This window comes from Saccharothrix sp. CB00851, assembly GCF_001905065.1.
Lineage (GTDB): Bacteria > Actinomycetota > Actinomycetes > Mycobacteriales > Pseudonocardiaceae > Actinosynnema.
Genome location: NZ_LWLC01000007.1, coordinates 83,006 through 95,151, shown reverse-complemented (window position 1 = coordinate 95,151; position 12,146 = coordinate 83,006). Strand labels below are relative to the sequence as shown.

General features: G+C 72.3%; 11 protein-coding genes. 3 read left to right on the top strand and 8 right to left on the bottom strand.

The annotated features are described in order from the left end of the window. The first annotated feature begins 192 nt into the window (after positions 1–192). Positions 193–1,011 carry a lipase family protein gene (locus tag A6A25_RS09230; RefSeq protein WP_073887670.1) on the top strand — a complete coding sequence of 273 codons (819 nt, stop codon included), beginning with the start codon at positions 193–195 and terminating at the stop codon, positions 1,009–1,011. Between the two features lie 23 nt (positions 1,012–1,034). Here the strand turns inward: A6A25_RS09230 and A6A25_RS09225 are convergent, their stop codons facing one another. The 8 genes from A6A25_RS09225 to A6A25_RS09190 form a co-directional block, all read right to left on the bottom strand. Continuing rightward, a complete protein-coding gene (locus tag A6A25_RS09225) occupies positions 1,035–1,478 on the bottom strand; it encodes a protein-tyrosine phosphatase family protein (RefSeq protein WP_073887669.1) in 444 nt (147 codons plus the stop codon). Further along, positions 1,475–2,059, bottom strand: a complete 585-nt coding sequence (locus A6A25_RS09220; protein WP_073887668.1) for a CGNR zinc finger domain-containing protein — start codon at positions 2,057–2,059, stop codon at positions 1,475–1,477. The genes A6A25_RS09225 and A6A25_RS09220 overlap by 4 nt, the downstream gene beginning before the upstream one ends. Before the next feature lie 61 nt (positions 2,060–2,120). Next, entirely contained in the window at positions 2,121–3,638 is a 1,518-nt protein-coding gene (locus tag A6A25_RS09215) for a hypothetical protein (protein ID WP_073887667.1), read from the bottom strand. Continuing rightward, on the bottom strand, positions 3,635–3,940 hold the full coding sequence (locus A6A25_RS09210) for a type VII secretion target (RefSeq protein ID WP_073887666.1): 306 nt from the start codon (positions 3,938–3,940) through the stop codon (positions 3,635–3,637). Before A6A25_RS09210 ends, A6A25_RS09215 begins: the two co-directional genes overlap by 4 nt. Beyond that, a complete protein-coding gene (locus A6A25_RS09205) occupies positions 3,937–4,347 on the bottom strand; it encodes a YbaB/EbfC family nucleoid-associated protein (protein WP_073887665.1) in 411 nt (136 codons plus the stop codon). The genes A6A25_RS09210 and A6A25_RS09205 overlap by 4 nt, the downstream gene beginning before the upstream one ends. Positions 4,348–4,438: 91 nt before the next feature. Further along, entirely contained in the window at positions 4,439–4,873 is a 435-nt protein-coding gene (locus A6A25_RS46775) for a histidine kinase (RefSeq protein ID WP_380733347.1), read from the bottom strand. Continuing rightward, positions 4,870–5,691 (bottom strand): CPBP family intramembrane glutamic endopeptidase, encoded by an 822-nt coding sequence (locus A6A25_RS09195; RefSeq protein ID WP_073887664.1) that lies wholly within the window; start codon positions 5,689–5,691, stop codon positions 4,870–4,872. Before A6A25_RS09195 ends, A6A25_RS46775 begins: the two co-directional genes overlap by 4 nt. A 185-nt stretch (positions 5,692–5,876) precedes the next feature. Continuing rightward, on the bottom strand, positions 5,877–6,599 hold the full coding sequence (locus A6A25_RS09190; protein ID WP_073887663.1) for a dienelactone hydrolase family protein: 723 nt from the start codon (positions 6,597–6,599) through the stop codon (positions 5,877–5,879). 216 nt (positions 6,600–6,815) lie between these two features. Here A6A25_RS09190 and A6A25_RS09185 point away from each other — a divergent pair, with 216 nt between their 5' ends. Both A6A25_RS09185 and A6A25_RS43905 read left to right on the top strand, forming a co-directional pair. After that, positions 6,816–7,493, top strand: a complete 678-nt coding sequence (locus A6A25_RS09185) for a hypothetical protein (protein WP_143193044.1) — start codon at positions 6,816–6,818, stop codon at positions 7,491–7,493. 148 nt (positions 7,494–7,641) lie between these two features. Further along, complete coding sequence (locus A6A25_RS43905) at positions 7,642–12,141, top strand: hypothetical protein (RefSeq protein ID WP_073887661.1); 4,500 nt, start codon at positions 7,642–7,644, stop codon at positions 12,139–12,141. Positions 12,142–12,146: the final 5 nt, after the last annotated feature.

Sequence of the window (12,146 nt, the reverse complement as noted above, 5' to 3'; positions counted from 1 at the left end):
CTTCGTGGCCCGGGGGCGTTTCGGCCCGAGCCCTTCACCGGCTGATCGGTCCGCGAGGACGAGTGATACGGCAACCCGGTGGGGTGAGCGAGGGTCCGAGCGGTGGCGCGGGCGGCGCGGGCGGAGGTAGGCACAGTGGTGTGCGGCAGGAAGGTGCCGCCGTCGATGTGCCGCCCCCTGTGAGGATGAACGATGTCTGCGCCGACGCTGAACCACCAGGCCACCGGCTACGACGCCCGCCAGGCGTACTGCCTGGCCAAGGCCGCCGAGCTGGCCTACAAGGACCGGGAGCGGATCGAGGCCACCGCCGCCGAGTGGGGTTTCGACCGGGTCCGCCACCACCACTCGACGTTCAAGCCGCCGTTCGCGCTCAGTGACACGCAGGCCTACACCATGGCCGGTCCCACGATGATCGTGACGGCCTTCCGCGGCACGGAGCCGATCCAGCTGCGGGACTGGTTGTCGGACACCACCACCCCACCGTGGCCCGGTCCCGCGGGCACGGGTCTGGTCCACTACGGCTTCGCCGAGGCGTTGCGCGCGGTGTTCCCCTCGGTGCTCGCGGCCGTGGAGGAACTGCGCGACGCCGAGCAGACGATCTGGTTCACCGGGCACAGCCTCGGCGGAGCCCTGGCGATGCTGGCCGCGGCCTGGCTGCACTTCGAGGACCCCGGGCTCTCCGCGCAGGGCGTCTACACCTTCGGCCAGCCTCGCACGTGCGACGACGCCCTCGCCAAGGCCTACGACCAGGCCTTGAAGGGACGCACGTTCCGGGTGGTCAACAACAACGACGTGGTCGCGCAAGTCCCGCCCGAGCCGGTGTTCCGCCACGTCGAGGACCTGCGCTACATCGACTCCAGCGGCAAGGTCCGCGACTCCATGCCCGTGGTGTCCACCCTGCTCGACCGCGGCAAGGGCATGACCGCCGACCCGTTCGCCCCCGCCTCCGACGGGGTGCGCGACCACCTCATGAAGGCTTACGTGGCCGCCCTGGAGAAGAACCTCCCCTGACCGGTCGCCGTTCCGGTGTCGTGTCACCCGGACGGGAACCGGGTCACCCACCTGCGTTGCCAAGGGGTCTCGACGGCACGCGGGTGGTGGTGCCGGCGGGTCCAGGCGACGGCGTGCGCGGGGTCGATACCGGCCAGGACGGCGAGGCAGGCGAGGACGGTTCCGGTTCGGCCGACGCCGCCACCGCAGGCGACCTCGACCGCCTCGCCGGCGCGTGCCCGGGCGTGGAGGGCGCGGATCTCCCGGATGGCGGCGTCACGGTCGCGGGGCAGCCGGAAGTCCGGCCACTCCAGCCAGGTGTGCGGCCAGGACAGGCCGGCGTCGTGGTCACGGCGAAGGCGGGGCGAACCGAGGTACAGGCCGAAGTCGGGCACGGGACCCACCGGTACCGGATGGCGCAGGCCGCGTCCCCGGACCCGGGAACCGTCCGGCAACCGGATGCCGCCGGCCAGGGGTGCGTCGCTCATCGGACCACACCGCCCACGCGCAGGCGGGCACGGTGGTTGGCGACGTTGACGCGGTTGCCGCACAGTTCCGGCCGGCAGTAGCGGCGACGCCCGGCCCGGCTCGTGTCCGCGAACACCCCGCGGCAGCCCGCCGCTTCACAGGCGCGGAAGCGGTCGTGGCCGAGCGCCCGCACCACGCCGAGCAGGCCGACGCCGATGAACGCCGCCAGTTCGTCCGCCGGCGGCGCGCCGGGAGCGGTGGGCACGTGCCACTGCCACCGACCGTCGACGTCCTGGCGCAGCACCGGACCGAGCGCGGCGCGGCGGGTCAGCACGTGCGCACCCGCGACGGCCTGGTCCTCCGTCTCGGTCTCCAAGATCCCGCGCACCTCGCGGCGCAAGAGCTGGACCTGGAACAGGTCCTCGCCGGTCGGCGCCCGGTCCGCGACGGCGTCGAGCCGCACGTCGTGCTCGGCCAGGAACTCCACGAGCGACTCGGGGGTGGACAGGCCGTCCCCGGCCTCCGTCACCGTCGGGGACGTGTTGACCAGGTCCGTCGCCACGGCGGCCCCGGACGGGTAGTCGGTCAGCGGAATCTCCACGGCACCCCTTCGCGGTAATGGGTATAGACGAAATATATCTCTTACGCGCGGCTGCCGGCGGCTACCGGGTCGTGGTGAACTCGGTTTCGAGGGTGGGCAGGTTGTTCCCCTGCTCGTCCAGCGAGTCGACCTCGGGCGGGGCCGGGAACACGAACAGCGAGTTGGTGCGTGTCGCGTGGCCGGGCCACTCGTCCTCCGGGGTGGCGGGCGCGCCGATGACGCCGGTGGCGGCGATGGCGTCCTGATCACCGGCCGCGAACGTGTCGTCGTCGGCGTTGACCTCGTAGCGGCGCTGGTGCTCGGTGTCGTCGGCACCCTGGCCCCTGGTGGCGGCGGGCATGGCCATCGGCATCGCGGCCGACATGGTCCGTCCACCGGTCGGCGTGGTGGCCGCGGTGACGGTGTCGGTCGGTCGGCCCGCGGTCATCTCCTTCGGCCCGACGACGGACGTGGGCCCGCCCGGGGCCAACCGGTTCGGCGGCCGGGTGCCCGAGGAGCCGGTGGTCGACACCGCACCGGCCGTCGGTGCGATGCCGCCGAGCGGAACCGTGCCGGTCGACGGGCTGGTTCCCGACGATGTGCCGACGGTCGAACCCGGAGTGCTCAGCGGGGACGCCGTCGCACTGGCCGGACGTGAAGCGGCCACGTCCGTGTCGTCGGTCGGGTCGGCCACACCGGACGTCGCCTGACCGGTGCCGGTGGACGTGGCGGTGCCCTCGGTGGCCGGGGCGCCGGAGCCGATGGGGTGGCTTTGCCCGGTCGCTGTCCCCAAGCCGCTCTCAAGGACAGGGGTCGATGCCCCCTCGGCTGCCGGCACGTCGCCGCCGCTGCCCTCGGCGACCTCGGCCAGCTTCTGCAGGAGCTGGGTGACCGCGTCCACGACGGTCAGCACCAGGTCGACCAGCTTCATCAGGTTCGCGGCGTTGGCCAACAGGTTCGCCATGACCTCGGCGATCTCCGCGCCGCACGCGGTGGCGATGTCGACGCAGACCTTGATCGCCTCGACGATGCTCGCACCGCCCGTCAACGGGGCGCGGGCGATGCCGTCCGCCATCACCGGGATCATCTTGCCGACCGCCTCTTCGATCAACGCGATGATCCGGGTGAGCGCCTTCACCACCTCCTCGCCCGCGCCGACGACCGCGCCGGAGATCGTCCTCGCCGCCTCGGAGATCGCGGTGAGGCCTTCGGCGAACTGGGCACTGGTGGCCCGGTGCCCGTCCGCGGCCTCACCGGTCCACCCGCTGGTCCCGGTGGTGGAGGCCTCGCGGAGGGTGTCGGCGAGCGCGTGGATGTCCGCCGCCGCGGTCGCCATGCCCTGCGCCGGCGTGCTCACCGCGGCCGGGTCGCCGCGGAACTGGTCGAGCGGTTTCGCCAGGAACGCCACGTGCGGGGTCAGCATGCCGACACCCGCGCGGTCCAGCGCGGCCAACGGGTCGGCCGATGAGATGAGCACGCCGAGGTCGGCCGGTGCCGGCAGGCTCGCCAGCCCTCCGGTGGACCACTCCGCGTCCAGCACCGCACCGGACACCGTGGAGAGTTCCGCCAACAGCTGGGCGGTGGTCTGGTCGGTGCTCATCGTCGGTACTCCCGGACGAGGTGGTCGGCGGAGTGCTCGTCGGTCCGCTGGTACCCGTCGGCGGAGCGGCGGAGGGCGACGCTCACCGCGTCCACCGCGGCCGACACGTCGCTGATCGCGGCGTTGGCCTGGCCGAGCGCGACGGACAGCTCGGTGGTGAGGAACCGGGGGAACGTGCCGAGCGCGCCGTCGGCCATGCGGTCCGGTGCCCGGTCGGACACCCCGGAGAGCTGGTCGGCGATGCCGGCGACCGCGGTGGCGTACCGGCGCAACTGCTCGGCGTCGATGTCGAAACCGCTCATCCCCGTCGCACCCCCGGGTTCTCGAAGTAGTCGTCCTCATCCGCACCGGGCCGGCGCGCGCGGTCGTCCACTTCGGCCGGCAGGTGCGCCTTGACCAGGTCGAGCGCCGCGCTCGGGCCGACGAAGTCGGTCATGATCTCGGTGAGCTGCCCGGCCGCCGACCGCTGTGCCGCCTTGGCCGTCGCCACGATCAGCCCGGCCAGCACGTCCGGTTCGAGGGCACGTGCGTGCGCGGTCAGCCGGAGCCGCTCCAGCGCGCCGCTCACGCCGACCCACGCCTCGACCTCACCGCGCGGGGCGACGGCGTGCCCGCCGACCTGCCGCAGCCGGGCACTCGCCCGGACCGCGCCGTCCACCGCACCGGCCAGCTCCCGCTGGTAGTCGGCCAGCCACTGCTCCGCACTCACCGTGGTTCCCTCCCCGTGCTCGATGCCGCGACACCGTCGCCTGATCCGTCCCAGCTGTGCCGGGTCGATGCTCGAACCACGGGGGCGGCCATCACCAGGCCACCGACCGGCCATCTATGCCCGGTGCCGTTGACCAGCGCGAACGATCGCCGACGGGCGGTGTGCGCGGATCGCCGTCGTGCTCCGGCTTCATCAGGTCGAGCAGGTGCCGCAGGTCCGCGATGGACCTGCGGCCGGTGTCGGTGATGGCGGTCAGCCCCTGGTCGAGACGCTCGGGAGACCCGCTCAGGTACCGCGCCGCCTCGGCTTGCACGACCATCGCCGTCACCAGGTGGGTCACCGCGTCGTGCAGTTCACGGGCGGTGCGGGAGCGTTCCGCGGACCGCTTGACCTCGGCCACGAGCCGGCGGCGCTCCGCCTCCACGACCCGGGCCGGCCGCAGCACCGCCCACGCGACGGCCAGTGCCAGGACCGTCGTGACGTCCCACCGCCGCCACCGGCCCGGGACCCGTCGGCGGCCGATCACCCGGCGAGCGCCGGGGCGGAGCGGCGACGCGGGGGCACGAGGTTGCCGCGCCGCCGGGCCAGCCACAGGAACCCGACCGTCACCACCACGCCCGCCAGCACCGAGTACGCGCTCGCCTCCGGGCCGAACTCACCGCCGCTGAGCAGGTACGGTCCGGACGTCACGCCGTCCAGCAGCCCCTGCGGGGCGTTCGAACCGGAGACGCTGGTGCTGAAGATGCCGCCCTGGGCGAAGTTCCAGCCAAAGTGCACGCCGATGGGCACCCACAGGTTGCGCGTGGCGGCGTAGGCGGCGGCCAGCATGAACCCCGCCTCGACCGCGATGGCGAACGCGGTCCACAACGTGGCGTGCGGGTTGAACAGGTGGGCCGCGCCGAACAGCGACCCGGTGAGCGCGAGCGACGCCCACGTGCCGATGCGCTGTTCGACGATGCGGAAGAGGATGCCCCGGAACAGCAGCTCCTCCACCACGACGGCGGCCGCCGTGAACCCGAGCAGCGCCACCGCGCCCGCCGGCGAGCCCCAACCCACGATCCGGTAACCGCCGAGGAAGGCGATGTTCGCGATGACAGCGCCGAACATGCCGACGCCGATCAGCAGCCCTCGCCCGAACCGGGGGCCGGCTCCACCCCCGATCACCTCGACCGGCTCGCGGCGCTCGGTCCGCCGCACCACCCACACGTAGACGTACAGCGCGAGCACCGCCGTCGCGACACCGCCCAGCAGGGTGAGGGGCACGTTCCACTGCGCCGCGCCGACGATCGCATTGCCGCCGAAAGCGACGACGGCAACCGCCACGAACTGGAACAACAGTCGCATGACCAATCCTTCGTGAGCCGTTCGCGGCCGATGTGCCGCGGTTGCCCGGAACGCTAGGGATCGGACGCGCCGAAATCGTCACCGCGCGGTGGACACCTGCGCGTAGCTCGCACGGGGGACAAACCCGTGGCGGTCTGGACCTCGGGCCGACAATTCCTGTCGTCGGCCGGCCCGAGGGCCCGGTCTCACTTCAGGTGCCGGACGAAGAACCGGTTGCCGTCGTCCCCCTCGAACGTCGGGACGCCGGTGTGCCCGCCCATGTTGGCGTGCAACGTCTTCTCCTCGGAGCCGAAGGCGTCGAACAGGTCCAGTGCCATCCGGCGGTCGTTGCCCTCGTCGTCCCACTGCAGCAGGACGAGCAGCGGAACGGTGACCTGCCGGGCCTCCTCGAACAGGGCGCGGGGCACGAAACTCCCGGCGAACAGCAGGGCGGCCGAGATGCGCGGCTCGACCACCGCCAGCCGGATGCCGATGGAGATCACCCCGCCCGCGAACCCGACCGGACCGCTGATCCCGGGCACCGCGAGCAGGGCGTCCAGGGCGGCCCGCCATTCCGGGACCGCCTGGTCGACCAGCGGGAGGACGAGCCGGTCGACGATCTCGTCGTCCACCGGTCCGCCTGCCTCCAGTGCCCGCAGCAGGTCGGCGCGGGCTTGTTCGGCGGCGGCGGAACGGGGCCGTGCACCGGCGCCGGGCAGCTCGATGGTGGCCGCGGCGAAGCCCTCCGCCACGGCGTGCCGGGCCCGGGCCACCAGTCGGGGGTACATCTTGTCCAGTCCGCCGGGGTGACCCAGGAGGATCAGCGGTGCCGGTGCGTCGGGCGTCCACAGGAGGCCGGGGATGTCGCCGAGGGCGAACCCGCGTTCGAGGACACCGTTGTCGAGGCGCTGTTCGGAGGTGAATCGCACGGTCGTGCCTTTCGGGAGTGCTCGTGAACGGCGCTCCCGGACGACCTATCGCCCGACCATGACCCCTGAGGGGAGCACCCATGTCGAAACGTGCACGGGTACCACCTCCTCGGTCTCTCTCGCACGGCCGCGGCCAAGGTAGCAGTGATCACGGGGCCCGCCAACGGATTTCGCGAAACGCCGGAACACTTCCGCCCGCGCGACGATGATCCCGGTATGAGGGGTGCACAGGGGGCCGTGGCGCTGATCGCCGCGGTGGTGTTGACGGCTTGTACGAACGAGACCCAGGCGGCCGGACCGACGTCGTCGTCCTCGTCTTCGAGCGCGACCGCCACGACGACCACGACCAAGTCGGTGGCCGAGATGCTGCCGCGGCACGTGGAGGAGGCGGCCATCCCGCGGCACGGCATGATCGACCGCGGCTTCCCCGAGCCGACGGAGCAGGAGTACCGGTCGTGGTGGATGCTCAAGCCGTGCCTGGTCGTGGTGCCGGCCGAGGAGGCCCGCACGGCGTCACTGCAGCGCAAGTGGATCGATGACCGGCTCGACCTGCGGCACAGCGTGATGGCGTTCGAGAAGTACACCGGGGCGGAGTTCATCGACCAGTTGAAGGCGGCGACGGCCGACTGCACGACGTGGGAGTACGACAACGGCCAGCGCTACGACGTGGTCCCCGCCGTGACACCGCGGCAGCCCGACGGGCTGGACGCCTTCCACGGGTTCTGCGTGGACACCATCGAGGAGACCGGCCCGGCGCGACGCTGCGTGGCCTTCCTCGCCCACCGCAACGTCGTCTCCAGCCTGTACGTGATCCAGCGCACCGCACCGCTCGAAGCCTCCCTCGACAAGCTGCACGAACTCCTGCCGCGCGCCGTCGAGCACCTGACCACCTGACACCACCGGCCCGTTCAGTCCTGCCGATCCCCCATCACCGAACCGGAACCTCGCGCCGCTCGCCCGCGTCATCATCCGAAGAGGGCGGGGCGCGCAACCGAGGTAACCTCGGCCACCGCTCGGCCGGTTCGGTGATGGGGGATGTTCGATGGCAGGCGAGAACCCGCTGGTGGCTGCGCCGCCGGCGGAGTCGGGTTCGTTCTTCAACGCCGGTACCGGTGACAACGGTTGGGCGACGGGGATTTCCATCGCGGAGTCGGCGATGGACACGTTCAACGGGATCAAGGACGGCAACTGGGTCGAGGCCGGCCTGGGCATGGTCGGGTTGGCGGCGGACGCGGCGGCGATGGCGATCGACCCGTTCGGGACGTTGTTGTCCTCGGCGGCGTCGTTCCTGATGGAACACGTGCAGCCGCTCAAGGACATGCTGGACTGGCTGGCCGGCGACCCGCCGGTGATCGAGTCCTACTCCACGACGTGGAACAACGTCGCCGAGGAGCTGGGCAGGATCGCCGAGGAGTACTCCTCGGGGGTGCAGCGCGGCACGGAGGGGTGGACCGGGTCGGCGGCGGAGGCCTATCACGCCAACTCCAAGGTCCACGGTGACGCGCTGACCGGTGCGGCGTCGGCGGCGGGCACGGTGGGCACGGTCGTGGGCCTGATGGGCATGGTGGTGGGGTTCGTGCGCGAGATGGTGCGCGACCTGATCGCCGACCTGGTCGGCAAGCTCATCGCCTGGGTGCTGGAAGCGGTGTTCTCGCTGGGGTTCGGCACGCCGGTGATCGTGGCGCAGGCGGTGACCGCGATCTCGAAGTGGGCCGCGAAGATCGCCAAGATCATCCAGGACCTGCTGAACACGATCAAAAAGGTCTCGCCGATGCTCAAGCGTCTGGTCGAGGTCTTCGAGAAGATCATGAAGGTGGTCGGCAAACTCGCCGGCAAGGTCACCGGCCTGGACGTGCTCAGCCCGAGCAACATCAAGCCGGGCGGCTTCCTGCAGACCGGCCGCGCCGACCTCGACACCCCCTCCGGCACCGGCAACACCCCCAGCAGCAGCCCGGACGGCTCACCCGACACCAGCACCAGCACCAGCACCGGCACCGGCACCGGCACACCGTCCAACCGCCCGGCCGACACCACCTCCACCTCGAGCACCACCACCGCCGACCCGACCTCACGACCGCGCGGCGGCGACCCCACCGACATCCCCCCACCCACCAACCGCCCCGGCCGCGGCGACCCCGACAACACCCCGACACTCGGCAACACCCCCACCCCGGGCAACCCCACCCCCGGCACCAACCCCACACCCGGCCAACACCGCCCCACCGGCAACTCCCCCATCGGCGAACACCGCGGCGGCCCCAGCGGACAACCCGCACCCGGCAGTGGCGGCAGTGGCGGCAGTGGCGGCGGCCCCGGCAGCGGCAACCCCGGCGGCGGCGGTTCATACGGCGGCGGCAGCGGTGGCCCCGGCAGCGGCAGCCCCGGCGGCAGTGGTTACAGCACCAGCAGCGGGGGTCCCGGCGCGGGCAGCTCCGGTGGCGGTGGTTACAGCGGCGGCAGCCCGAGCGCGGGCGGCAGCAGTGGCGGTCCCGGCGGCGGCGGTTCACCGGGCGGCGGTTCACCCAATACCGGCGGCGCACCGAACCCGACTGCCCCGCCGCACCGGTTCGACCAGACTTCCGTCTCGACCGCCGCCACTCCCGAGGCCCCCGCACGCCCGGACCAGCCCCACACCGGCGGCCCCACCACGGGCAATCCCACCACCGGCCCGCACACCAACCAGCCCGGCCCCGGTACCCCGCCGGCGGGCGCACCGGGAGGCGGCACGCCGGGAGGCGGCACGCCGGGAGGCGGTGGCGCCCCCGGTGGCGGCGCACGCCCCGGCGCCGGCGGAGGTTGGACCGGAACCCCCGGTAGCCGGGGTGACCTCGGCTCCGGCATCCCGGCCACCCGCGGCCCCGAAAACTTCGGCCCCTCCTCACACCGGCCATCGAGCACCAGCCCCGCCCACGCCGGTCCGCCCCACACCGGTCCGGCGCACGCCGGTCCACCCCACGCCGGTCCGACGCACACCACCCCGCCCCACACCGCCCCGCCCCACACCGCTCCGACGCACACCGGTCCGTCCCACGCGGCGCCGCCCCACGCCGGCCCATCCCACCCGGGCCCCGGCACGCCTCACAACGGTCCCGGCATGCCCCATCACGGGCCGGCCACCCCGCACAGCGGCCCACCGCACGCGGGCCCGAACCCGTCCCACGGCGGTCCCGGCAATTCCGGCCCGGCCCACATCCGTCCCCAAGGCGGCCCGTCGCCGTCCCCTCAAGGTCCGCCGCAGAACGGGCCGGCACACCCCTACACGCCACACTCCCCGAACAGCCCGCACTCCCCGCACGCGCCGCACTCCCCGAACGCGCCGCACTCGCCGAACGGGCCGTCACACACGAGCCCGTCCCAGCACACCCCGCACAACAGCCCTCCGAACCGGGGCCCCGCGGGCGCACCGCACCAGCGCGACGGCAGCCCCGACTTCACCCGCCCCCGCGGCGGCGCCGGCCCCACCCCGCACACCCCCAACCGGCCCTTCGACGGCCCACCACCCCAACGACACCCCGACACCCACACCCCCACACCCCGCCGCGATCCCGACACACAACTCCCCCCGCGCCGCGACCCCGACAGCGTCCCCGCGCAACGCCGCGACCCCGACGCCTGGACCCCACCCCACCGCGACCCGGACCCCGACACCCACCGGCCCGACCCGGACCGGCCGGCCAACGACGCGCCCGACTCGGACGCCCCGCACCCCGACCGCCACGACACCGACCGGTCCGACCAGGACAACCCCACCAACCCCGACGGTGACCGGCCGGACATCGACGAGGCCCACGCCCGGCACGGCGAGACCACCCCCGCCGGCATCTCGCACCACCGGGGCGACCCGGACATGGGTGACCTGCCGCACCGGGTGCCGCCCGACCCCCGCTACTTCACCGCCGACGTGCACGTCACCCCCGACGGGCGTGCCCGCATCGGCAACCACACCTACAGCCCCGAGGAATACGGCGACCTGTTGCGCCGCAACGGCTGGGACGGCAAGACCCCGGTCCGGCTGATCGGCTGCGACGCCGGCAGCAACGACTTCGCCAACCGACTCTCCCGCCACACCGGAGCCGACGTCCTCGCCCCCACCAAACCCGCCTGGACCGACACCAACGGCCGCGTCTACACCAGCGACGCCGAAATCGGCCCCGACGGCAACCGCCAACCCAAAATCCCACCCAACGGCGAATGGCACACCCACCGCCCCGACGGCACCACCACCCGCACCGGCGACGACGGCTACGCACCCAACACCCCCGACAGCCACCGCACCGACCACACCGACGCCGACGGCGCGCGGGACCGGGGCAAGGACGACAGCTGGAAGACCGAGCCGGGCAAGGAGAGCAAGAAGACGCCGCTCGACAAGATCGCCAGCAACGACTACCTCAAAGAGCACTACTACCTGCGGAAGCGGGACGGTGACTGGGAGCTGGTCACCCGCTCCCCCGGCACCGACAAGTGGGACCCGCCCACCAACGTCAAAGCGCTCGACATCGAAGTGCCGGAAGGCTGGACCCCGCCCAAGGACCGCGACCTCTCCCAGTTGGACCTCGACGAGGTCGAGATCAAGTTCAAGGACGACCGCCCACCGGCCGAGGCCGCCACGTACCACGACACCGTCCGGGACGTCCGCGGCACGCTCGACCAGGACACGATCGACAGCCACCAGGACCTGATCGACGACCGCCGTCGCGCGATCGACGAGGCCAAGGCCACTGAAGGCACCCCCGAGTACGCGCCCGCCCAGCACCAGGCGACCAAGCTCGGCGAGGAGCTGGGCGAGACCTCCGGTCGGCACTACCTGGACGACGTGTACGGCGACGTCGACCGGGTGGACGCCCAACTGGCCGGCAACGGCCGGTTCGACATCGTGGCGGAGTTGCCGGACGAGCGGCACGCGGTCGTCGAGGCCAAGGGTCCGTCCGCGTCCGTCAGCGAAGCCAAGGCGCTCGACGGCACGTACGTCGAACAGGGCCACGACAAGTACTGGGACAAGAAGATCCACGACATGAAGACGGCCACGCTGTCCGGCGAGGCCGAGGAGAAGATGCGCCAACGGCTCGCGGACCAGGGCATGTCACCCGACGACATCGACCGGGCCGTGGACGACCACCTCGTAAAACTGGACAGCGACCGCGAACTGGCCAAGATCCTCGAACGCGCCCGTGACCCGCAGGTGCTCGCCGACCACCTGCGCGGGCGGGCCGGGGTGTCGGAGCACGACATCGACGACTTCCTGCGCAACCGGCACGGTGACGACGTGGCGGGCATGTCGCCCGAGGAATTCCAGAATTTCAAGCGCACGGAAGGCTACAACGAGTTCTTCAAGAATCACATCGACGAACTCGCGAAGAGCGACAACAAAGCCGACCGCGACCTTGCCGAGCAACTGGAGCGCACCCGCACGCATGGTATGGTCGAGTACACCCTGGTGACCGCGAAGGTGAAAATGGAGAACGGTCGGGAAGTGTACGACGGATATGTCGCCCAGCAATTCCTGATGGGCTGGCAGCGCGACATCACCCCCGCCTCCTGATCCGG

Excerpts from the sequence above, each read along its gene's own strand:
- A6A25_RS09210 (WP_073887666.1), bottom strand. The coding sequence starts at position 3,940 with ATGAGCGGTTTCGACATCGACGCCGAGCAGTTGCGCCGGTACGCCACC.
- A6A25_RS09185 (WP_143193044.1), top strand. The coding sequence starts at position 6,816 with ATGAGGGGTGCACAGGGGGCCGTGGCGCTGATCGCCGCGGTGGTGTTG.
- A6A25_RS09215 (WP_073887667.1), bottom strand. The coding sequence starts at position 3,638 with ATGAGCACCGACCAGACCACCGCCCAGCTGTTGGCGGAACTCTCCACG.
- A6A25_RS09230 (WP_073887670.1), top strand. The coding sequence starts at position 193 with ATGTCTGCGCCGACGCTGAACCACCAGGCCACCGGCTACGACGCCCGC.
- A6A25_RS09225 (WP_073887669.1), bottom strand. The coding sequence starts at position 1,478 with ATGAGCGACGCACCCCTGGCCGGCGGCATCCGGTTGCCGGACGGTTCC.
- A6A25_RS09195 (WP_073887664.1), bottom strand. The coding sequence starts at position 5,691 with ATGCGACTGTTGTTCCAGTTCGTGGCGGTTGCCGTCGTCGCTTTCGGC.
- A6A25_RS43905 (WP_073887661.1), top strand. The coding sequence starts at position 7,642 with ATGGCAGGCGAGAACCCGCTGGTGGCTGCGCCGCCGGCGGAGTCGGGT.